At 67.6% G+C, this 22,190-nt stretch carries 21 protein-coding genes; 11 read left to right on the forward strand and 10 right to left on the reverse strand.

Features of this window, described 5'->3' with window-relative positions; genetic code table 11:
- Positions 1-66 precede the first annotated feature (66 nt).
- Positions 67-1,311, reverse strand: coding sequence for a threonine synthase (locus tag ACEQZY_RS12380; protein WP_370154779.1), 1,245 nt, complete (start codon positions 1,309-1,311; stop codon positions 67-69).
- A gap of 321 nt (positions 1,312-1,632) precedes the next feature.
- Between ACEQZY_RS12380 and ACEQZY_RS12385 the strand changes: the two genes are divergently transcribed.
- Both ACEQZY_RS12385 and ACEQZY_RS12390 read left to right on the forward strand, forming a co-directional pair.
- Positions 1,633-2,052 (forward strand): hypothetical protein, encoded by a 420-nt coding sequence (locus tag ACEQZY_RS12385; protein ID WP_341705040.1) that lies wholly within the window; start codon positions 1,633-1,635, stop codon positions 2,050-2,052.
- A gap of 24 nt (positions 2,053-2,076) precedes the next feature.
- Positions 2,077-2,445: a GFA family protein gene (locus ACEQZY_RS12390; protein WP_341705041.1), complete on the forward strand. Its 369-nt coding sequence runs from the start codon at positions 2,077-2,079 to the stop codon at positions 2,443-2,445.
- A 16-nt stretch (positions 2,446-2,461) separates the two neighbouring features.
- On the opposite strand, the gene ACEQZY_RS12395 is transcribed toward ACEQZY_RS12390, so the two are convergent.
- The 4 genes from ACEQZY_RS12395 to mutS form a co-directional block, all read right to left on the reverse strand.
- On the reverse strand, positions 2,462-2,809 hold the full coding sequence (locus ACEQZY_RS12395) for a YkgJ family cysteine cluster protein (protein ID WP_370154784.1): 348 nt from the start codon (positions 2,807-2,809) through the stop codon (positions 2,462-2,464).
- Positions 2,806-3,162, reverse strand: a complete 357-nt coding sequence (locus ACEQZY_RS12400) for a DUF6481 family protein (RefSeq protein ID WP_370154787.1) — start codon at positions 3,160-3,162, stop codon at positions 2,806-2,808. The genes ACEQZY_RS12395 and ACEQZY_RS12400 overlap by 4 nt, the downstream gene beginning before the upstream one ends.
- Positions 3,163-3,261: 99 nt before the next feature.
- Entirely contained in the window at positions 3,262-3,471 is a 210-nt protein-coding gene (locus ACEQZY_RS12405) for a cold-shock protein (RefSeq protein WP_341705784.1), read from the reverse strand.
- A 262-nt stretch (positions 3,472-3,733) separates the two neighbouring features.
- Complete coding sequence (mutS, locus tag ACEQZY_RS12410) at positions 3,734-6,364, reverse strand: DNA mismatch repair protein MutS (RefSeq protein WP_370154790.1); 2,631 nt, start codon at positions 6,362-6,364, stop codon at positions 3,734-3,736.
- A 168-nt stretch (positions 6,365-6,532) separates the two neighbouring features.
- Here mutS and ACEQZY_RS12415 point away from each other — a divergent pair, with 168 nt between their 5' ends.
- Both ACEQZY_RS12415 and ACEQZY_RS12420 read left to right on the forward strand, forming a co-directional pair.
- Positions 6,533-8,809: an NADP-dependent malic enzyme gene (locus ACEQZY_RS12415; protein WP_341703668.1), complete on the forward strand. Its 2,277-nt coding sequence runs from the start codon at positions 6,533-6,535 to the stop codon at positions 8,807-8,809.
- Positions 8,810-9,018: 209 nt separating this feature from the next.
- Entirely contained in the window at positions 9,019-10,224 is a 1,206-nt protein-coding gene (locus ACEQZY_RS12420) for a branched-chain amino acid ABC transporter substrate-binding protein (RefSeq protein ID WP_370154794.1), read from the forward strand.
- 36 nt (positions 10,225-10,260) lie between these two features.
- Here ACEQZY_RS12420 and ACEQZY_RS12425 read toward each other — a convergent pair whose 3' ends face one another.
- Positions 10,261-11,025 carry an FCD domain-containing protein gene (locus ACEQZY_RS12425; protein ID WP_341703666.1) on the reverse strand — a complete coding sequence of 255 codons (765 nt, stop codon included), beginning with the start codon at positions 11,023-11,025 and terminating at the stop codon, positions 10,261-10,263.
- Between the two features lie 227 nt (positions 11,026-11,252).
- Between ACEQZY_RS12425 and ACEQZY_RS12430 the strand changes: the two genes are divergently transcribed.
- From ACEQZY_RS12430 to ACEQZY_RS12460, 7 genes are all read left to right on the forward strand, one after another.
- A complete protein-coding gene (locus ACEQZY_RS12430) occupies positions 11,253-12,536 on the forward strand; it encodes a serine hydrolase domain-containing protein (RefSeq protein WP_341703665.1) in 1,284 nt (427 codons plus the stop codon).
- Between the two features lie 196 nt (positions 12,537-12,732).
- The gene (locus tag ACEQZY_RS12435; RefSeq protein ID WP_341703664.1) at positions 12,733-13,980 is read left to right on the forward strand and encodes a branched-chain amino acid ABC transporter substrate-binding protein; all 1,248 of its coding nucleotides are present in this window, start codon (positions 12,733-12,735) and stop codon (positions 13,978-13,980) included.
- 106 nt (positions 13,981-14,086) lie between these two features.
- Complete coding sequence (locus ACEQZY_RS12440) at positions 14,087-15,037, forward strand: branched-chain amino acid ABC transporter permease (protein ID WP_370154797.1); 951 nt, start codon at positions 14,087-14,089, stop codon at positions 15,035-15,037.
- 3 nt (positions 15,038-15,040) lie between these two features.
- Positions 15,041-16,342 carry a branched-chain amino acid ABC transporter permease gene (locus ACEQZY_RS12445; RefSeq protein WP_370154800.1) on the forward strand — a complete coding sequence of 434 codons (1,302 nt, stop codon included), beginning with the start codon at positions 15,041-15,043 and terminating at the stop codon, positions 16,340-16,342.
- Positions 16,339-17,109, forward strand: coding sequence for an ABC transporter ATP-binding protein (locus ACEQZY_RS12450; protein WP_341703661.1), 771 nt, complete (start codon positions 16,339-16,341; stop codon positions 17,107-17,109). The genes ACEQZY_RS12445 and ACEQZY_RS12450 overlap by 4 nt, the downstream gene beginning before the upstream one ends.
- 2 nt (positions 17,110-17,111) lie before the next feature.
- Entirely contained in the window at positions 17,112-17,819 is a 708-nt protein-coding gene (locus tag ACEQZY_RS12455; protein WP_341703660.1) for an ABC transporter ATP-binding protein, read from the forward strand.
- 112 nt (positions 17,820-17,931) lie between these two features.
- Positions 17,932-19,164 carry a hypothetical protein gene (locus ACEQZY_RS12460; protein ID WP_370154803.1) on the forward strand — a complete coding sequence of 411 codons (1,233 nt, stop codon included), beginning with the start codon at positions 17,932-17,934 and terminating at the stop codon, positions 19,162-19,164.
- A 19-nt stretch (positions 19,165-19,183) separates the two neighbouring features.
- Here ACEQZY_RS12460 and sugE read toward each other — a convergent pair whose 3' ends face one another.
- The 4 genes from sugE to ACEQZY_RS12480 form a co-directional block, all read right to left on the reverse strand.
- A complete protein-coding gene (gene sugE / locus ACEQZY_RS12465) occupies positions 19,184-19,504 on the reverse strand; it encodes a quaternary ammonium compound efflux SMR transporter SugE (RefSeq protein WP_341703658.1) in 321 nt (106 codons plus the stop codon).
- A 101-nt stretch (positions 19,505-19,605) separates the two neighbouring features.
- A complete protein-coding gene (locus ACEQZY_RS12470) occupies positions 19,606-20,643 on the reverse strand; it encodes a PAS domain-containing protein (RefSeq protein ID WP_370154806.1) in 1,038 nt (345 codons plus the stop codon).
- A gap of 159 nt (positions 20,644-20,802) precedes the next feature.
- A complete protein-coding gene (locus tag ACEQZY_RS12475; RefSeq protein ID WP_370154809.1) occupies positions 20,803-21,363 on the reverse strand; it encodes a carboxymuconolactone decarboxylase family protein in 561 nt (186 codons plus the stop codon).
- A 117-nt stretch (positions 21,364-21,480) separates the two neighbouring features.
- Positions 21,481-22,020, reverse strand: coding sequence for a peroxiredoxin (locus ACEQZY_RS12480; RefSeq protein WP_341703655.1), 540 nt, complete (start codon positions 22,018-22,020; stop codon positions 21,481-21,483).
- Positions 22,021-22,190: the final 170 nt, after the last annotated feature.

Here is a 22,190-nt window from a genome sequence, read left to right on the forward strand (position 1 = left end):
CTGGCTGTGGGATGACGCTGCCATGCCGCGGCGGCGGCGGAAAGCCTGCCCCTGCGGCAGCCGGCCTCACAATGCCGCGTAGTCGATCCCGCCATGGCGGTCGAGCGGCGCGCCGCCATCGGCCATCGGGTATTTCAGTCCCGTCGCGCAGTTGAACAAAACCACGCGGTCGGATCTTTTCACGCGGCCACCGGCCAGCGCCTGTTTCCAGGCCGCATAGGTCGCGGCGCCCTCGGGGCAGAGCAGCAGGCCTTCCTGGGTCGCCACTTCCGACAGCGCCGCCGTGATCGCCGCGTCGTCCACGGCGATGGCGAAACCGCCGCTCTCGCGCACGGCATCGAGGATGAGGAAATCGCCGATCGCCGCCGGCACGCGGATGCCGGCCGCCACCGTATGGGCATTCTCCCACAGTTTCGCGTGGCGCTCGCCGGATTCAAACGCGCGCACGATGGGGGCGCAGCCCGATGCCTGCACGGCGATCATCTTCGGGCGTTTGCTGCCGATGAAGCCGATCGCCTCCAGTTCGGCGAAGGCCTTCCACATGCCGATCAGGCCGGTGCCGCCGCCGGTGGGATAGAAGATGGCGTCAGGCATCTCCCAGCCGAGCTGTTCGGCCAGTTCCAGCCCCATGGTCTTCTTGCCCTCGATGCGGTAGGGCTCCTTCAGCGTCGAGGTGTCGAACCAGCCGGCGGACTCTTTCCCTGCGCCGACCAGCTTGCCGCAATCGTTGATCAGGCCGTTCACCTTGTAGAGCCGCGCACCCTGCAGGGCGATCTCGTTCATGTTCACCGCCGGGGTGTCGTCGGGGCAGAAGACCACCGTCTCGATGCCGGCCCGCGAGGCATAGGCGGCCAGGGCGGCGCCGGCATTGCCGTTGGTCGGCATCGCCATTTTCTTCACGCCGAGTTCCTTCGCCATGCAGACGGCCAGCGCCAGGCCGCGCGCCTTGAAGCTGCCGGTGGGCAGGCGGCCCTCGTCCTTGACGATCAGCGCGCCGGTGGCGCCGTGTTTCTTCGCCAGCGCCGGCAGGCCGATCAGCGGCGTCATCACCTCGCCGAGCGAGACGACATTCTCCGTCTTCCGCACCGGCAGCAGCTCGCGGTAGCGCCACCAGTTCGGCGCCCGCGCGGCGATTTTCTCTTTGGTCAGCGCCGCCTTCACCCCGGCAAGGTCGTAGCGCACCAGGATCGGATAGCCCTGCGGCGACAGATTATGCAGGGTGTCGGCCGGCAACCGCTCGCCGGTCATGCCGCATTCGAGATGGGTGACGAAGGTGGGGGTGTCCGGGATGGCGGCGGGGGTCTGGGTCATGGCACCGGTCTGTGGCGGGACGGAAAGGTCAGGCGAGGCAAAGAGCTAGCATGGCCCGGCCGGGTCCGCATCCGGTCCGGCCGGGTGCGGGCGCGGTCCGGAATGGTTCGCCGCGGTTCGTTTCGGTTCGTGGCGGCTCACTTCGGTTCATTCCGGTTCATTCCGGTTCATTCCGGTTCGTGACGCTTCGTGACGCTTCGTGACGCTTCGTGACGGTTCATTTTGGCTTATTGCTACGGCAGATTGTCCGGCATGCATGGCCATACGCGCGGCATTTGCGGTTGACAGTATGGAACATATGATATACATATAATAGGAATTATGTCAATTCCTGCCGACTGGAACCTGACGCAGACCTGGGCCTGGATTCGCTGGCGCGATCCGGCGAAGACGGCTGCCTTCGCCGCCGAGACCCATCTGGGCATTGCCGAGGCGATCATGTTTCCCGATGGCGCCGCGATTGCCGAGGAGGATCATCGCGGCAGCCTGCTCGCCGCCCTGCTGCAGGGCCGGCTGACGGCGCACGGCCGGCCGGCGGCGGCGGATGCGACTGCGATGGCGGTTGCCGTGCCGGCCACGGACTGGGCCGGACTGGTGCCGGTGGCACCATCGGAAGCGCGGCTGGCCGCCGGCCGCCGGGTGGCCTGGCGGACCCTGGCCTTCCCGGCCGCCGACGTGCAAAAGCTGTGGCCGGGACCCGGTGCGCCGCCGCCACGGGAGCGCATTTCATTATCCGTGTAACCGATATCCGCTGACGAGGAGCCCATGACCGCCACTGCCCAGACCCATAAAGGCAGCTGCCATTGCGGCGCCGTGCGCTATGAAGTGGACCTGCCGGAGGGGGGCGCCCCGGTGCTGTCCTGCAACTGCTCGATCTGCCGGCGCAAGGGCACGCTGCTCAGCTTCGTGCCGGCGGAAGCCTTCCGCCTGCTGGCCGGCAAGGACGCCGTGCAGGATTACCAGTTCCACACCAAGAACATCCATCACCTCTTCTGCAGGACCTGCGGGGTGACCGGCTTTGCCACCGGCACGGCGCCGAACGGCACCCGCATGGTGGCGGTCAACATGCGCTGCCTCGACGATGTCGATCCGGACGCGCTGGACATTATGAAATACGACGGCGCCAGCCAGTAGGCGGGGCCGGGCGCGGCTACAGGGCCAGGCCGTGATGGGCGCGGGCGATGCGGCAGGCCTCGTCGCCGGGCTGGCAGGCGCGGCAGACATCGGGACGCAGGCCGTAGATGGCGCAGCCGGTGCGGCGGCCGACCTGGCCGGTCAGCGCCGCGCAGCGGCCGCCGGAACAGCGCATGCCGCTGCCATCGGCGGCGACCAGCGCCGGCGGAATCCGCGCGAGATCGGCCTCGTCCTCGAGGGTGAAGCGCGGCCAGTCATCGGCATAGGCACAGCAGGCGCCGCAGGCCTGGCAGTCGAAGCCGGCCGGCTGCGCATCGCGCGCCGCATCCTGCAGCACCGGCGCAGCGGACGGCGCCGCGCTCACCTGCGGGCTTTGCGGGCCGCGTAGCGGGCGTCGCGGGCCGCCTTGCGTTCGGCTTCCAGCGCGATCGCGGCGGCGGCCTGTTCGGCAGCCAGACGCTCGGCCTCGGCGGCGCGGGCGACCTTCTCTTCGGCTTCGCGCTGCAGGGCGGCCGCGCGCTCGGCGCGGCGGGCAGCCTGGCGTTCCTCGCGGGCAGCGGCATTGGCGGCGCGTTCGGCCTGGCGGGCGGCCAGTGCCGCCGCATCAGGCTCCGGACGGGCGCGGAATTTTTCCAGGGCGGCGCGGCGGGCGGCGGCAGCGGCCTGCTGGCGGGCATCGAAACCGGTATTTCTGTAGGCGTGGCGGTCGGCGGTCATTCTGGCTTTCGGAAGGGATCAGGAAGAGCAGGGAGCGGCAGGCGGGCATGAAAACGGCCGGGCCTGAAAGGCCCGGCCGCTTCCGCAATCCGTGACGGATCAGGCCGCCTTGATGGTGCTGACGGCGGTCTTGCCGGAGCGACGGTCGGTCTCGGTGTCGAAGGAGACCTTCTGGCCTTCCGCCAGCGGGCCCATGCCGGCGCGCTCGAGGGCGGAGACATGCACGAACACGTCCTTGCTGCCGTCGTCGGGCTGGATGAAGCCGAAACCTTTGGTGGTGTTGAAGAACTTAACGGTGCCCGTGATCATCGGGATATCCTTTCAGGGTTGGCGCACGGGCGCAGGACACAGATGTTGCGTACTGAAGCCCGGCTTGTCGATTTTGGGAGAGAGTCTGAAAGTTCGCCGCGCGGGTGGCACGAAGCCGGTGGTCCCTGGGGACCCGTGCGCGACAGACAGCCTGATTGTCCGGCCAAACGTCGATGCGCCACATATAGGCGCAAATGCCGGAGATTACAAGCAGGGTCTCCCGGAAGCCACGCGGCCCGCGCCGAATACCGCGGGAAACGGCCTATTCCCTCGCCAGCGCCTTCAACTGATACAGCAGGTCCAGCGCCTGTTTCGGCGACAGGGCGTCGATATCGGTGCCGCGCAGGGCGGCTTCCACCGGCGAGGGCTCGGCGCTGACAACAGCGGCAGCCCTCGCTGGCGCAGCCAGCGAAAACAAAGGCAGGTCGTCGACCAGTTTCGCCGCGCCGCCCTGGTCGCCCTCTTCCAGCTTGTGCAGCACCTCCGCCGCCCGTGCCAGCACGGCGGCGGGCAGGCCGGCAAGCTTGGCGACCTGGATCCCGTAGCTGCGGTCGGCGGCGCCGGCGCCGACCTCGTGCAGGAAGACCAGCTCGCCCTCCCATTCCTTCACTTTCAGGGTGTGGTTGCTGAGCTGCTGCAGCCGGTCGGCCAGCGCGGTCAGCTCGTGGTAATGGGTCGCGAACAGGCCGCGGCAGCGGCTGGTCTCGTGCAGGTATTCCACCACGGCCCAGGCGATCGACAGGCCGTCGAAGGTGGCGGTGCCGCGGCCGATCTCGTCGAGGATCACCAGCGCGCGCGGGCCGGCCTGATGCAGAATGGCCGCCGTCTCCACCATCTCGACCATGAAGGTGCTGCGGCCGCGCGCCAGGTCGTCGGCGGCGCCGACGCGGCTGAACAGCCGGTCGACGACGCCGATATGCGCCGCGGTCGCCGGCACATAGGCGCCCATCTGGGCCAGCAGGGCGATCAGCGCATTCTGGCGCAGGAAGGTGGATTTGCCGGCCATGTTCGGGCCGGTCAGCAGCCACAGCCGGCGGCCGTCATCGAGGCTGCAATCGTTGGCGACGAAGCGTTCGCCCTGCCCGGCCTGCTGCAGCGCGGCCTCGACGACCGGATGCCGGCCGGCGGTGATGGTGAAGGCGAGGCTGTCATCGACCACGGGCCGCACCCAGCCGCGCTGGGCGGCGAGTTCGGCCAGCGCGGCGGCCACGTCGAGACCGGCCAGTGCCCGCGCCGCGCGGGTGATCGCCTGTGCCTGCTCCAGCACGGCGGCGCAGAGGTCACCGAAGATCTCCAGCTCCAGCGCCAGCGCGCGTTCGGCGGCCTGGGCGATTTTGCTTTCCAGTTCGTTCAGCGCCGGGGTGGAATAGCGCATGGCATTGGCCATGGTCTGGCGATGGATGAAAGCCACCCCCATGCGGTCGGCATGGCGCGGGGTGACCTCGATGTAATAGCCGAGCACGTTGTTGTGGCGGATCTTCAGCCCCGCCACGCCGGTCTCGGCGGCATACTGTTCCTGAAGCTGTGCGATATGCCGGCGGCTCTGGTCGCGCAGGGCGCGGAATTCGTCGAGATCGGACCGGTGGCCCGGCCGGATGAACCCGCCATCGCGGGCCAGCAAGGGCAGCTCTTCCGCCAGTGCCGCGTCGAGCCGCGCCACCAGCGCCGCATGGTCGCCGAGGCCGTCGCGCAGGGCGGCAAGGTCGGGCGGCAGCGCGGCTTCCGCCGCCAGCCGGTCGCGCAGGCTGCCGGCCTGCACGAGGCCGTCGCGCAGGCTGCCCAGGTCGCGCGGGCCGCCACGGCCCAGCGACAGCCGCGACAGGGCACGGGCAAGATCGGGCACGCGCTGCAACGCCGTGCGGATATCCTCGCGCAGGCGGCCACCATCCAGCAGCCAGGCCACGGCATCGTGGCGCGCGGCAATGGCGGCGGCATCGGTCAGCGGCGCCTGCAGCCGCTGGGCCAGCAGCCGGGCGCCGGCGCCGGTCAGGGTCATGTCGATGGTGGCCAGCAGCGCGCCCTCGCGCCGGGAATCACTCTGGCCGTTCATGGTCTCGACCAGTTCGAGATTGCGCCGCGTCGCCGGGTCGATGGCCATCACCGTGGCCGGCGGCTGCTTCACCGGCGGATCGAGCCGCGGCAGCCGGCCGCATTGCGTGGTCTCGACATAATCCAGCAGCGCGCCGGCGGCGGCCAGTTCGGCACGGCTGAAGCTGCCATAGGCATCCAGCGCGGCGACGCCCAGCACCTGTTTCAGCCGGCGCTCGCCCGAGAGGCTGTCGAAACGGGCCGACGGCAAGGGCGACAGGGCCGTGTCGCTCTGGTCGAATACCGCACGGATCTCCGGCCGGGCCAGCAGGCCCTCGGCCAGCACCAGCTCGCGCGGATTGACCCGGGCGAGATCGGCGCCGAGCGACGCGGAGGTTGTCTCGGCGAGGCCGAATTCGCCGGTGGACAGGTCGAGCCAGGCCAGGCCCAGCGCCGCGGCTTCCCCGCTGCCGGTCTGTGAAAGCGCCGCCAGATAATTGTTGCGCCGCGCCTCCAGCAGGCTGTCCTCGGTGATGGTGCCGGGCGTGACCACGCGCACCACATCGCGGCGCACAACGGATTTCGAGCCGCGCTTCTTCGCCTCTGCGGGATCCTCGGTCTGCTCGCAGACCGCCACCTTGAAGCCCTGGCGGATCAGCCGCGACAGATAGGCTTCGGCCGCATGCACCGGCACGCCGCACATGGGGATCGGCTGGCCGTCATGCTCGCCGCGCCGGGTCAGGGCGATGTCCAGCGCCCGGGCTGCCGTGGCGGCATCCTCGAAGAACAGCTCGTAGAAATCGCCCATGCGGTAAAAAAGCAGGCAGCCGGGATTTGCCGCCTTGATGGTCAGATACTGGGCCATCAGGGGGGAAGTTCCGGGGGGCAGCTGCGGGGCGGGCATGTTCATGGGTGGAATCGCTTGTCCGACAGGCATAGCACAGGCCGCGGGGCTTTTAACCCCTTGCGGTCTGGCTCTAAGATGGCAGCGGAGAAACGCCCAGGTCGGCCCTAACAACCCGCAGAGATATTGATGAGCGACGCGAAAAACCCGTCCCTGTACGACGACGCCCTCGAATTCCACAAGATGGGCCAGCCCGGCAAGCTGGAGGTGGTGCCCACCAAGCCGATGGCCACCACCCGCGATCTCAGCCTGGCCTACAGCCCCGGCGTCGCCGCCCCCTGCCTGGAAATCCAGAAGAACCCGGACACCGCCTACGACTATACCTCGCGCGGCAACATGGTCGCCGTGATCTCCAACGGCACGGCGGTGCTGGGCCTGGGGAATCTCGGCGCGCTGGCGGGCAAGCCGGTGATGGAGGGCAAGGCGGTGCTGTTCAAGCGCTTCGCCGATGTCGATTCCATCGACCTCGAGGTCGATACCGAGAATGTCGACGAATTCGTCAATGCGGTGCGCTATCTCGGGCCCAGCTTCGGCGGCATCAACCTCGAGGACATCAAGGCGCCGGAATGCTTCGTCATCGAGCAGCGCCTGCGCGAGCTGATGGACATCCCGATCTTCCATGACGACCAGCACGGCACCGCGATCATCGCCGCCGCCGGCCTGATCAATGCCCTGCACCTGACCGGCCGCGACATCAAGGACGCGAAGATGGTCGTCAACGGCGCCGGCGCCGCCGGCATCGCCTGCAGCGAGCTGGTCAAGGCGATGGGGATGAAGCACGAGAATGTCATCCTCTGCGACACCAAGGGCGTGGTCTACCAGGGCCGCACCGACGGCATGAACCAGTGGAAATCGGCCCATGCGGTGAAGACCGATGCCCGCAGCCTGGCCGATGCGCTGAAGGGCGCCGACGTGTTCTTCGGCCTCAGCGTGAAGGGCGCGGTGACGCCGGAGATGCTGCGCTCGATGGCGGCCAACCCGATCGTGTTCGCCATGGCCAATCCCGATCCGGAAATCACCCCGGAGGAGGCACTGGCCACCCGCGGCGACGTCATCATGGCCACCGGCCGGTCGGACTATCCGAACCAGGTCAACAACGTGCTCGGTTTCCCGTATATCTTCCGCGGCGCGCTGGACGTGCGGGCGCGCACCATCAACGACGAGATGAAGATCGCCGCCGCCGAGGCGATCGCCATGCTGGCGCGCGAGGACGTGCCCGACGAGGTGGCAGCCGCCTACAAGGGCGAGCGCCCGAAATACGGCGCCGGCTACATCATCCCCTCGCCCTTCGATCCGCGCCTGATCGTCGACATCCCGCTCGCCGTGGCGAAGGCCGCCGTCGACAGCGGCGTCGCCCGCAAGCCGGTCGGCGACTGGAATGCCTATGCCCATGAATTGCGGGCGCGGCTGAACCCGACCGTCGGCAGCCTGCAGATCTTCTTCGACCAGGTGGTCGCCAACCCGAAGCGGGTGGTGTTCGCCGAGGGCGAGGAGGAGACCGTGATCCGCGCCGCGCTGGAATTCCGCGATGCCGGCTACGGCACCCCGGTGCTGATCGGCCGCAGCGAGCGCATCGAGGCGACCATGCAGGCGATCGGCCTGAAGAATCTCGATGGCTGCGAGATCCACAATGCGCGGCTTTCCGAGCATAACGCGCTCTATACCGACTTCCTCTACAACCGGCACCGCCGCCGCGGCATGCTGCATCGCGATGCCCAGCGCCTGGTCAATCTCGACCGCAACGTGTTCGGCGCCTGCATGGTTGCCCATGGCCATGCCGACGCGATGATCACCGGCGTCACCCGCACCTATTCGGTCTCCTATGACGGCGTGCGGCTGGCCCTCGACCCGATGCGCAACCAACGCGTGATGGGTCTTTCGATCATCGTCGCCAAGGGCCGCACGGTGTTCGTCGCCGATACCACGGTGACCGAGCAGCCGACCGCGGAAGACCTCTGCCAGATCGCCGTGCAGGCGGCCGCCACCGCGCGCCAGATGGGCCACGAGCCGCGCGTCGCCCTGCTGTCGCATTCCAATTTCGGCAATGCGCCCGGCGGCGTGGTGGAAGTGGTGCGCAAGGCGGTGATGGAGCTCGACGCGCTGGATGCCGGCGGCCACAAGGTCGAGTTCGAATATGACGGCGAGCTGAATGCCCGGGTGGCGCTGAATCACGACCTGATGAAGCTGTATCCGTTCTGCCGCCTGTCGGGCCCGGCCAACGTGCTGATCATGCCGGGCCTGCATTCGGCGCTGCTGTCGACCCAGCTGATGCAGGACCTGGGCGGCGGCACAGTGATCGGGCCGCTGCTGGTCGGCCTGGAGAAACCGGTGCAGATCGTGCAGATGGGCGCCTCGGTCAGCGAGATCGTCAACCTCGCCGCGCTGGCCGCCTATAACGTGCGGTAAAGGCGGGCGCGGGGCGGCCTGCAACGCACGGCAAAACTGGATTCCCGCTGCCGCGGGAATGACGAAAAAGGATTATGTCGTCCCCGCGAAAGCGGGGACCCAGTCTGTCTGTTTGTCTGCACACAGCCGTTTATTTGCCGCCGCCGCATCTTGCGCCGCGGCGGTTTTTTCATAGGCTCCGCGCCACGCCTGCCCCCCCCGGAGCCGTCATGCGCATTCTCGCCGTTCTCGCTGTTGTTTTCCTGTCTCTGTCCGCCCGCGCCGAGACGATCAAAATCGCCTTCATCGATCCGCTGTCGGGCCCGGCCGCCGCGGTGACCCAGAACGGGCTCGACCATTTCCGCTTCATGGCCGCGCGGCTGTCGGACAGCCGCTGGCAGTTCGAGGTGACCGGCTTCGACAACAAGCTGAACCCGCAGGAAACCATCGTGCAGGCACAGAAGGCGGTGGATGCCGGCATCCGCATTCTCGCCCAGGGCAACGGCTCGGGCGCCGCCGGCGCGCTGGCCGATTTCGTGGTCAAGCATAACGAGCGCAACCCCGATGCGGCCGTGCTGTATCTGAACTACGCCGCCATCGACCCGGCCCTGACCAACGAGAAATGCAGCCCGTGGCATTTCCGCTTCGATGCCCATGCCGGCATGAAGATGAAGGCGCTGGCCACCGTGCTCGCGCGGCAGAAGGCCGTGAAGAAGGTCTACCTGATCAACCAGGATTATTCCTTCGGCCGGGCGGTGCGCGATTCCGCGCGTGCCATGCTGGCTGCCGCGCGGCCGGATATCGAGATCGTCGGCGACGAGCTGCATCCGCTGGCCAAGATCACCGATTTCAGCCCCTATGTGGCCAAGATCAGGGCGTCGGGCGCCGACAGCGTGATCACCGGCAACTGGGGCAGCGACCTCGCCCTGCTGCTGAAGGCGGCCGGCGAGAGCGGGCTGCAGGCCGGCTGGTACACCTACTATGCCAGCGGCATCGGCAGCCCCACCGCCGTGAAGCAGAGCGGCCTTGCCCATCGCGTCTTCGCGGTGATCGAGGGCCATCCGAATCTGCCGCAGCAGGGCGACATCGAGGCGCGCTGGCGCGCGCAGCATGGCGGCAGCTTCAACGTGCCGCGCATCGGCCTGGCCATGGAGATGCTGAAGGCGGCGGCGGTGAAGGCCGGCAGCGCCGAGCCGGCCGCCATCGGCCGCGCCCTGGCCGGGCTGCAGCAGAAGACCCCGTATGGCGGCCTGGCGACCATGCGCGCCGCCGATCACCAGCTGCTGCAGGACCTGTATGTGGCATCCTTCGGGCCGCTGCAGGGCGACATGCGGCTGGACGAGGAAGGTACCGGCTGGGGCTGGAAGAGCGCCGGCATGGTGAAGGCCGCCGATACCGCGCTGCCGACGACCTGCGTGATGCCGGCTTTCCGGTGAAAGCCGGTGGCTGCGTGATGCCGAAAGGCTGAAGCGTCAGCCGCCGGCGGCGCTGTCGCCGGTCACGGTGTCGATCGGCTGGTCGAGATCCATGCCGGCCTTCTCGAAGCCCTTGCGCCAGTCGATCAGGTGGCGCTGGGTCCACAGCCGGGCCATCTCGCGGTCGCGCCGGCGCACGGCCTCCACCAGCATGCGATGCGCCTCGATCAGGCGCCGGGCGCCCTGCTCGCTGCCGCCGACCGCCACCTGGGTGGTCGGATAGATCAGCATGTTCGACGGCTCGCGCGCCAGTTCCAGCACGCGGTTGCGGCCGGCGCGCTCCAGCATGATGTGGAACTCGCTGTCATAGGCGGCGACGGCGGCGGGATTGTGCATCACCTGTTCGGTGGCGGCGATGTTGGATTCCAGCCCGGCGATGTCGTCCTCGGTGGCGCGCATCACCGCCAGTTCGATGGAGGCGAGGCTGAGGGCCATGGTCGCCTCCAGCAGCTCGCGGAAGGTGACCTGGTGCAGCACCAGCGCGCGGCTGGCGCGGCTGGCCAGGCGGTCGTAATGGGGCAGGCCGACCGACAGCCGGCGGCTGGAATCGCGGTGCACCAGCCCGCCATGTTCCAGCAGGCGGATGCCCTCGCGCACGGTGGAGCGGTTGACCCCGAACTGCTTGACCAGTTCGGCCTCGGTGCCGATCGGGTCGCCCGGGCGCAGGCGGCCGGACAGGATTTCGCGCTCGATGGCCTCGGCGACCATCTGGTAGGCGGGAACCGGCGTGATGCGGGCGAATTTTTCGGCGACTTCCGACATTTACGTCCTGTCTATGCCCCCCTTGCCGGCCCGGCGCAAGGCCCGGCGCAATTTTCAGGCGCTATGGCCCGGAACGATTCGCGTATGCGTATGATCGGCCCTGAGGCCCGGCGAAGTCCAGTTTCCGCCGGAAGACCCATGCATACAAATGCAGCGTTGACTCGCGTCTGATTGTCCGACAATCATAACCCCCAAGCAAAATAAAAATGGCCGGGGAGGCCACGCCGATGAGACTGCGCCGTATCGGGCTGGCCGCCATGGCCGGCATTGCCATCCTTGCGCTTCAGACCCCCGCCGTCCTGGCCGCCGAGCTGCTGGCCAAGGCCGATCCCGCATCCGTGGGCTTCGCGCCCGACCGCCTCGCCCGCATCGGCGCGCGGCTGCAGGCCGATTCGCAGGCCGGTGTCATTCCCGGCGCCGTCGTGCTGGTCGCCCGCCAGGGCAAGATCGCCTATTTCGAATCCTTCGGCCTGCAGGACCCGCAGACCAAGGCGCCGATGACGCGCGACAGCATCTTCCGCATCTATTCGATGACCAAGCCGATCGTGACGGCGGCCGCGATGATGCAGGTGGAGGAAGGCCGCTATCACATCAGCGATCCGGTGGCGAAGTTCATTCCGTCCTTTGCCAAGGTGCAGGTCGGCGTCGAAAAGCCCGCCGCCGAGGCCGGCGGCAAGCCGACACTCGAACTCGTGCCGCCGCGCCGCGCCATGAGCATCCAGGACCTGATGCGCCACACCTCGGGCATCACCTATGGCTTCTTCGGCGTCGGCGCCGTGAAGGCGCTGTATGGCGACGTGCTGAAAGGCGATGTCGACAATGCCGAATTCGCCGAACGCATCGCCGCCCTGCCGCTGGCCTACCAGCCCGGCACGGTGTGGGATTACAGCCATTCCACCGACATCCTCGGCCGCGTGATCGAGGTGGTGGACAAGAAATCGCTGGGCAATGCGCTGAACGACCGTCTGCTCAAGCCGCTGGGCATGAAGGACACCGCCTTCTATGTCACCGACAAGGCCAAGCACGCACGCGTCGCCGAGCCCTTTGCCAACGACCGCAGCCTCGGCGGCGGTGTCGAATTCTTCGATCCGCGCCAGCCCGGCAAATTCGAGGGCGGCGGCGGCGGCCTGACCGGCACGGCGATGGATTATGCCCGCTTCCTGCAGATGCTGCTGGATGGCGGCACGCAGAACGGCAGGCGGTATCTGAGTCCGAGAATCCTTGCCTACATGACCGCCGACCATATGGGCACCGGCGTGGTGCCGGGCCCGTATTTCCTGCCCGGCCCCGGCTACGGCTTCGGCCTCGGCTTCGGCGTGCGCCTGGCGGCCGGCGTGTCCGCCGATCCGGGCAGTGTCGGCGACTATTACTGGGGCGGCGCCGGCGGCACCTATTTCTGGGTCGACCCGAAGGAAAAGATGTTCGCCGTCTTCATGATGCAGTCGCCCAAGCAGCGGCTGACCTATCGCGCGCTGATGCGCGACATGGTCTACGCCGCGCTGGTGAAATGAGCATGCCGGAAATTCGTGCAGCCGCAATGCACAGGAGATCGACACGATACCAGCGTGCAAAACGTAGGGCCGTATTGCCTTGACTTGGCAGTACCGCTTCGGCACGCTTTCACACAATTCAACGAATTCGCTGCACCAGCAGCGGATCGGCGGACCGGAAGCCGCCGCACAACATAATCGGGATGGAGGAAACACAATGCCGACTCGTTTCGGGAAGGGCGTGGCGCTGGCCGGGCTCGCAATCGGCCTCATGGCCACACCGGCGATTGCCGCAGACACGATCAAGATCGCCTATATCGACCCGCTGTCCGGCATGATGGCGCCGATCGGCGAGCAGGGCCTCGCCGATTACCGGTTCATGGCCGAACGCATCAATGCCGCCGGCGGTGTTGCCGGCAAGAAGCTCGAGATCGTGCCGTTCGACAACAAGCTGTCGGCGCAGGAAACCATCGTGCAGGCGCAGAAGGCCATCGACCAGGGCATCCGCATCATCACCCAGGGCAACAGCTCGGGCCTGGCCGCGGCACTGATCGACTTCGCCAACAAGAACAACGAGCGCAATCCGGGCAAGGAAGTGCTCTATGTCAACTATGCGGCGGTCGATCCGGCGCTGACCAACGAGAAGTGCAGCTACTGGCATTTCCGCTGGGATGCCAACAGCGACATCAAGATGCAGGCGCTGACCAGCTACATGAAGTCGAATGCGTCGATCAAGAAGGTCTACCTGATCAACCAGGACTATTCCTTCGGCCATGCGGTGCGCAAGGCGGCGGTCGAGATGCTGAAGGCCAAGCGGCCGGACATCCAGATCGTCGGCGATGAGCTGCATCCGATCGCCAAGATCACCGACTTCTCGCCTTACGTCGCGAAGATCAAGGCCGCGGGCGCCGACAGCATCATCACCGGCAACTGGGGCTCCGATATCGCGCTGCTGCTGAAGGCGGCCGCCGATGCCGGCCTGAACGCCAACTTCTACACCTACTATGCCGGCGGCGCCGGCGGCCCGACCGCGATCAAGCAGACCGGCCTCGACGGCAAGGTCTTCCAGATCGTCGAGGGTCTCGCCAATGCCGGCGGCGGCGACTCGCAGGAATTCGAGGCGGCCTTCCGCAAGAACCACGATTTCGGCTGGACCTACCCGCGCGTTCGCAACGCCGTCGAAATGCTGGCCAAGGCGATCAACGAGGCGAAGTCCGACGACCCGCTGAAGCTGGTGCCGATCCTGGCCGGCATGAAGCACAAGACCATGTACGGCGCCGAAGCCTACATGCGTGAGACCGACCACCAGTTCTTCCAGGACATGTACATCGCCAACTTCGTGCCGGTCGGCGGCGAGGTGAAGTTCGACGAGGAAAAGACCGGCTGGGGCTGGAAGGTGGCGGCCAAGATCCCCGCCCAGTTCACCAACGTCTCCACCACCTGCAAGATGCAGAAGCCGAGCTGATCGGACACTTGCAACCGGACCTGCGGCCCCGGATCATCCGGGGCCGCAACGTCTCCGGCCCGGAATCCGCCACGGCCGGATTCCTGTTTTTCCAGGGGGAAGCCGCGTGCTCGAGATCATTGTCTTTTCCACACTGAACGGCGTGCTGTATGGCATGCTGCTGTTCCTGCTCGCCAGCGGCCTGACCGTGATCTTCTCGATGATGGGCGTGCTGAATTTCGCCCATGCCAGCTTCTACATGCTGGGTGCCTATTTCGGCTACCAGATCAGCCAGTTCACCGGCTTCTGGGCCGGCCTGCTGGTGGCCCCGGTTCTCGTCGGCCTGATCGGCGCCCTCGTCGAGCGCTTCGGCCTGCGCACCGTCCATAAATGGGGCCATGTGCCCGAGCTGCTGTTCACCTTCGGCCTCGCCTTCGTGATCGAGGAACTGGTCAAGATGGTCTGGGGCAAGCTGCCGGTGGATTACCAGGTGCCGGCAGCGCTGGATTTCTCCGCCTTCGAGCTGTTCGGCACCACCTATCCGGCCTTCCGGATGTTCATGCTGCTGATCTCGCTGGCCATCTTCATCGTGCTGCTGCTGGTGATGACGCGCAGCCGCGTCGGCCTGATCATCCAGGCGGCGCTGACCCATCCCAACATGGTGGCGATGCTCGGCCACAACGTGCCCAAGGTGTTCATGGTGGTGTTCGGCTTCGGCTGCGGCCTGGCCGCCATCGCCGGCGTGATCGCCGGCCCGGCCCTGGTCACCGATCCGGCCATGGCCGCCACGCTGGGCCCGATCCTGTTCGTCGTCGTCGTCTTCGGCGGGCTGGGCTCGCTGCCCGGCGCCTTCATCTCGGCGATGCTGATCGGCCTGATCCAGACCTTCGCCATCGCCATCAACTATTCGCTGGGCGACGCGCTCGGCCTGGTCGGCATCGGCCGCCCGGTCAGCGGCGCGCTCAGCGATCTCTGGCAGGTGACGGTGGCGCAGATCGGTCCGATCCTGCCCTACCTGATGCTGGTGCTGATGCTGATTTTCCGGCCCACGGGCCTGCTGGGCACGCGGGAGACCTGAGTAATGCGCGCGACCACCACCATGACCTCTCCCGCCATCCTGTCCCTCGATACCCTGCGCCGCTACGGCATCTGGATCCTTGTCGCCGCACTGTTCCTGGTGCTGCCGAAGATCTTCAGCTCGGGCGGCGCCATCACCACCATGTGCCTGATGGGCATCATGATCGTGTTCTCGCTCAGCTATAACATGCTGCTGGGCCAGACCGGCCTGCTCAGCTTCGGCCATGCCGTCTATTACGGGCTGGGCGGCTTCCTCGCCGTGCATGCGATGGGCGTGATCGCCGCCGACCGGCTGCCGATCCCGCTGCCGGTGATCCCGCTGGCGGGCGGCTTCATGGGCCTGACCTTCGGCATCATCTTCGGCGCCGTTTCCACCCGCCGTGCCGGCACGGTGTTTGCCATGATCACACTGGGCCTGGCCGAGCTGATCGCCTCGATGTCGCTGATCCTGCGCGGCTTCTTCGGCGGCGAGGAAGGCATTTCCGCCAACCGCACCCGCATGCTGCCCTTCTTCGGGCACAAATTCGGCCCGCAGATCGAGATCTACTACCTGATCGCCGCCTGGTGCTTCATCTGCATCGTGCTGATGTTCGCCTTCACCCGCACGCCGCTGGGCCGCATCTGCAACGCGGTGCGCGACAATCCGGAACGCACCGAATTCGTCGGTTATTCGACCCAGATGGTGCGCTTCTCGGCCTTCGCCATTTCCGGCTTCTTCGCCGGCATCGCCGGCGGCCTGACCGCGATCAACTTCGAGCTGATGAATGCCATCAACCTGGCCGGCGCGCAGTCGGGCGTGGTGCTGCTGATGGCCTATATCGGCGGCATCGGCCATTTCTTCGGCCCGATCCTCGGCGCCATCATCGTCACCCTGCTGCAGAGCATGCTGTCGGATTTCACCGGTGCCTGGCATCTGTATTTCGGCCTTCTGTTCATCGCCATGGTGATGTTCGCGCCGGGCGGCATCGCCGGCCTGATCATGCTGCACGAGCCGCTGGTGCGCCGGCGGTCCTTCCACCGCGTGCTGCCGCGCTATGCCCTGATGGCGGTGCCGGCCCTGCTCGGACTTGCCGGCCTCGTCGCCCTGATCGAGATCGCGCATCACCAGATGGTCAAGGCCGGCACCGCGGGACCGGCGATGCGGCTGTTCGGCATCGCCTTCCACTCCGACAACCCGCTGGCCTGGCTGGCGGCGCTGGTGCTGATCGCCGCCGCCATCCTGCTCGGCCGCCGCTGGGGACCCGGCTTCCGCGACGCTTTCAACACCGCCGCCCATGGCGGCGGCGAAAAGGAGACCGGCCGATGACCGCCGCCGCCATGAACGCGCTGCAGCTGGCCGACGTGCACAAGGCCTTCGGCAACACGCCGATCATCCGCGGGGTGACCCTGGACATCCGCAGCGGCGAGCGCCATGCCATCATCGGCCCGAACGGTGCCGGCAAGTCGACGCTGTTCCACCTGATCTCGGGCCGCTTCCCGGTCAGCTCCGGCCGCATCGCCCTGAACGGCGAGGACATCACCGGCCTGCGCCCCTACCAGATCAACCGCCGCGGCCTGTCGCGCAGCTTTCAGGTCACCAACATCTTTCCGCGGATGAGCGTGTTCGAGAATGTGCGCTGCGGCGTGCAGTGGCATCTCGGCTACCGCTATTCCTTCTGGTCCAACATCCGCAAGGCGCGCGATGCCAATGACCGCGCCGATGCCATCCTGCGCGAGATCGGCCTCGCCGACCGCGCCGAGATGCCGGCAGGCCTGCTGACCTATGCCGAGCAGCGCGCGCTGGAGATCGGCATCACCATCGCCGGCGGCGCCGGGGTGATCATGCTGGACGAACCGACCGCCGGCATGAGCCGGTCGGAAACCGCGCATTTCGTCGACCTGATCCGCAAGGTCACGGAAGGGCGCACCCTGATCATGGTCGAACACGACATGGGCGTGGTGTTCGACCTCGCCGACCGCATCAGCGTTCTGGTCTACGGCGAGATCATCGCCACCGACCGGCCGGCCGACATCCGCGCCAACAAGCGGGTGCAGGAAGCCTATCTCGGACAAGCCATGGAAGCGGAGCACTGATCATGAGCGAGACCATGCTTCAGGTCCGCGACCTGCATGCCTATTACGGCAAGAGCCATATCCTGCATGGCGTCAGCTTCGATGTCGGCACTGGCGAGATCGTCTCGCTGCTGGGCCGCAACGGCGTCGGCCGCTCCACCACCATCAAGGCGATCATGGGCGACGTGCCGCCGCAGGGCTCGATCGTCTTCAAGGGAACCCAGATCGCCGGCCGCAAGCCGCACGAGATCGCCCGGCTCGGCCTCGGCTACGTGCCGGAGAACCGCGACATCTTCCCCGGCCTGACCGTGCGCGAGAACCTGTATCTCGGCCAGAAATCCGCCAAGGGCGGCGGCCGCTGGTCGATCCAGGACATGTTCGACATCTTTCCGCGCCTGGAGGAACGTGCCGACACCGCCGCCGGCGTCCTCTCGGGCGGCGAGCAGCAGATGCTGACCATGTGCCGCACGCTGATGGGCGATCCCGACCTGATCATGGTCGATGAGCCGACCGAAGGCCTGTCGCCGATGATGGTCGAGCATGTCGGCAAGCTGCTGACCCGCATCGCCGAGCGCGGCATCTCGATCCTGCTGGTCGAGCAGAAGCTGACCATCGCGCTGAAGATCTGCGCGCGGCTCTATGTGATGGGCCATGGCCACATGGTGTTCGAGGGCACTGCGCAGCAGCTGATGGACGATGCCGCCATCCGCAAGGAGTGGCTGGAGGTCTGAGCGCCCTTCCGCCATCGGGTTTTTCACCGATAGGAAGAGATACCGCCTTGCGCATCGTCCGATGCGTGCATCATGCTGGGATACCCCAACAGCCGCAGGGATCCCGCCCGCCATGCCCCTCCGCCGCCGCGATCCCCCCGGTTGCCGGGGCCTGCGCCTGCGCGGTCGCATCCTGTATGTGCTGCTGTGTTTCGCCCTGGCCGGTACGCTGGCCGGGGTGCTGACCCCCGCGCCGGCCCGCGCCGCCGAGGCCGGCCTCAACGCCCTGCGCACCGCGCAGGATGCCGCCGAGATGGGCGACCAGCGGCTGGCCGCGCTGGCCCTGTATGCGGCGCTGCATCTCGGCATCCCCGACAGGCTGGTGCCGGCGGTCGAGGCCACCCTCTGCGTCACCAGCATGACCATCGCCGTGGACAAGGCGGCCTTCGATTTCTGCCGCAGCGTGCTGCGCCATGGCGGTGCCGATGGCCGCGACCATGCCGAGGCGCTGGGCAGCATGCTGGCCTCGATCGCCATGATCCTGGCCGATGAAGGCCAGATCGGGGCCGCCGAATGGGCGGTGGATGAATTCGCCTGGCGCTTCGGCGGCGCCGACTATGACGGCCTCGACTACATGGATCTCGATTTCGACCGCCAGCGCACCCAGCTGGCGCGGGCGGAAATCCGGCGCCAGCGCGGCGATCCGGCCACCGCCCTGGTCCTGATCGACCAGATTTCCCGCGAGCGGCTGCAATTCCCGCACGACCTCGACCGCGCCGATGCCGAGCTGCGCGCCCTGCAGGTGCTGCGGGTGCGGCTGTTTGCCGCCCATGACACCGGCGACCGCGACCAGATGCACGACAGCATCGAGCGCATCGCCCGCATCAGCGAAGGCCTGCGCACGCCGGCCGGGCTGGACTATGCCGGCGGCCTGCTGATCTGCCAGGCCTATCTGCTGGCCGGCCGGCCGGAGAAAAGCGACCGCGCGCTGATCGAACAGGTCGACCTGCGCACCGATGGTCTGCTGCTGTTTCTCGAGCGCGCCAACGAGAAGGACCCGCAGCACCAGCCCCTGCAGCACGAAGCCTGGCGGCTGGTGCGGCGCTGCGCGCCGGATGTGTATTTCGTGCTGATCCCGGCCGACATCGCCGGCCGCCTGGTCGACCGGGGGCTTGGACCGCAGACCGTCGATGCCCTGCTCGACGATTACCGCGATGCCCGCTATGCCGAGGCCGGACAGCGTTTCGACGCACTGATCGCGGCATTGCGGGCGGAGACGCATCCGCGCGCGCGCCAGCTGGCGCGGCGCCTGGAACTGCTGCGCCTGTATCTGCTGGCGCCACCCGGGCGGATCGAACGCGGCTGAGGCCCGGCCGCGGCCCCGTTCAGGCCGGCGTGGCCAGCTTCAGCCCGACGATGCCGGCAACGATCAGGCCGATGCAGCCGAGCCGGACCAGCGACGCGCTCTCGCCCAGCAGGACGATGCCGAGCAGCACCGTGCCGATGGTGCCGATGCCGGTCCAGACCGCATAGGCGGTGCCCAGCGGCAGGGTCTTCAGCGCCAGCCCCAGCAGCCACAGGCTGACCACCATCGCGCCGATGGTGCCCAGCGTCGGCCACAGTTTCGTGAAGCCATGGGTGTATTTCAGCCCGACCGCCCAGGCAGTTTCGGCCAGGCCGGCCAGCAGCAGAATCAGCCATGCCATCTGCATGTCTCCTTGCAGCGGATGCAGGGCCGTCCCTGCGGGATTGGGGGGAATGCCGGGCCGTCCCGGCAAGGGTCATATGGGGCCGGCCGCGGGCGCGGTCAAGACACGGGGCTGGCCATCACCTGGGCGGCCAGCATCATGTCCGGCGTCTCGCCGTCGCGGGCCAGCGGCAGGATCAGCGCCTCGAAGCGGGCAACCAGCCCGTCCGGACTGACGCCGTCGGCCAGCGCCCAGAGCGGCCGTCGCGCCGACGCGGCGGCGGCATAGGCCTGCTGGGCACGGGCGGCGAAGGCGATGTCCGGATGTTCGTCGATGCGGCGGCCGGTGAGATCGAAGCCGCGGGATTCGGCCACCGCGCTGCCGAAGACGCGGTAGCGGAAGCGCGGCGCCGGCCAGTCCGGCGTGCCGGGTTCGATGTCGAACAGGAACAGGCTGCCGAGGATGTAGCGCAGGTCTTCCGGCCTGAAGCTGTCGCGCGACGGCAGCCGGCGGCGGCCGCGCCAGCCATCCCAGTCCCGCAGCAGCTGCGCCAGCCTGGCATCGCCGATGCGCGGCAGCAGGATGGCGGGTTCGTCGCAGGCGGTGTCCAGTCGGGTCGGCGGCGTGGCACTGTCGCCGGGGCGCAGCGACCGGTTGATCTGTCCCTGCAGCACCATGTCGATGCTCTGCCCGTCGGCAGCCAGCGGCAGACAGACGGTTTCGATCTCGGCCACCGTGTTGTCGGGCCCGGGATAGCGGCCGCGGGTCAGCACCGGCAGGCGCTCGGCCACGATGCGTTCGAGACCGAACGCGGTCAGTTCGCCGATCGCCGGCTGCGGATGGTCGGTCACGGCCCGGCCGGTGAGATCGAAGCCGCGCTCGAAGACGAGATTGGCGCCGAACAGCCGGCAGGTGGCGGTGCGCGGATCGGCGCCGGTCTGCCACAGGATCAGGTTGCCGAGGATGTAGCGCAGGCTTTCCGGCTGGAAGTCGGCGCGGCCGGGAAGATGGCCGGGCGGGTGGCCGTCGCGGCCGCGGCTGGCCCAGTCCTGCAGCAGCCGGCGCAGGGCGGCCGCGCGGATCCGCGGCAGCAGCATCTGCGGCGGGCCGCAGAGGAATTCCTCCAGCTGCGACAGTCTGGGGACGAGGGCATGCATGGCCCATTGGGGCCATGCATGCCGGGTGCCGTCAAGTCACGGGGAAAAAGTCGGGGCCGCCGCCGTTTGCGAGACGGGGAAGGCGCGGCGGCCCCGTGGTCCTGCCAGGCGGAGGGGCGGGAAGCCCGGCAGAAGGCGTCAGTCCGGCGCGGGCCGGCGTTACTCGGCCGCTTCGGCAATGGCGGCGCCGCCGCCCGCCGCCTCACCTTCGATGGTGGCGGCAACCGCATGCACCACCGCAGCGATACGCACCGCGGCCTGGATCTGCTCGGCGGTCATGCCGCCCTTGCGTAGCTCATGCTCATGGGCCTCGACGCACATGCCGCAGCCGTTGACCGCCGAGACGGCCAGCGACCACAGCTCGAAATCGACCTTGTCGACGCCGGGCTTGCCGATCACGTTCATGCGCAGCTTGGCCGGCAGCGTCTTGTAGTCGCTGGCCTCGCCCATCATGTGGACGAAACGGTAATAGATGTTGTTCATGCCCATGATGGCGGCGGCGGCCTTGGCGGCGGTCAGCGCCTCGGGCGACAGCCTGGGCTCGAACTCGGCCAGCAGGGCACGGATCACGTCGGCATTGCGCGCGGCATAGGCGGCGGCGACGAAGGTGCCGGCGCGCTGCTGTTCGGTCAGCACCGGCTCGGTGGCCAGCGAACCCAGATTGAGCTTGAGGTCGCGGGCGTAATCCGGCAGGGCGGTCTTCAGGCTTTCGAGGCTCATGGCGAAACTCCTTGGTCTTCTGGTTCCGGGGTCTTCTCGTCCCGGGGTCGGCCCGCCGCACGGTCCTTGCGGTGCGGCGGCGGGCCTCCCGATCATCGGCAGAGGCGGAAGGACGGCTTACGCGGCCTTCAGGACCTCTTCGCCCTTCTGCCAGTTGCAGGGGCAGAGTTCATCGGTCTGCAGGGCATCGAGCACGCGCAGCACTTCCTGCGGATTGCGGCCGACGCTGAGGTCGTTCACCGACACGAAGCGGATGATGCCCTCCGGGTCGACGATGAAGGTGGCGCGCAGGCAGACGCCCTCGTTCTTGTCGAGGATGCCGAGCGACTGGCTCAGCTCGCGCTTGATGTCGGCCAGCATGGCGAACGGCAGGTCCTTCAGGTCGGCATGGTTGTTGCGCCAGGCCAGATGCACGAATTCGCTGTCGGTCGACACGCCGTAGACGACGGCGTCGCGGTCGGCGAACTCGCCGTTGATCTTGCCGAAGGCGGCGATCTCGGTCGGGCAGACGAAGGTGAAGTCCTTCGGCCAGAAGAAGACGACCTTCCACTTGCCCTTGTCGCTGTCGCTGGAAATGTCGGTGAAGGCCTTCTTCGGGTCGGTGGAAACGACGGCCTTGAGGTTGAAGGCGGGGAACTGGTCGCCGATGGTCAACATGTGAGAATGCTCCTCTCTTGGGTTTTTCAGTCCGGGGCGGCGGGGCTGGTCACGCTGCCGGCCCTGTGGCCGCACGCTCTCCGTCCCGCTCGAAATGATACTTAGACGCTTTCTAATCATTGTTCCAACGGATAATTCCATTGATATTAATCGGATCAGCCGATTATACT

Origin of the sequence: Ferrovibrio sp., from assembly GCF_964218355.1 — a bacterium.
Taxonomy (GTDB): domain Bacteria; phylum Pseudomonadota; class Alphaproteobacteria; order Ferrovibrionales; family Ferrovibrionaceae; genus Ferrovibrio.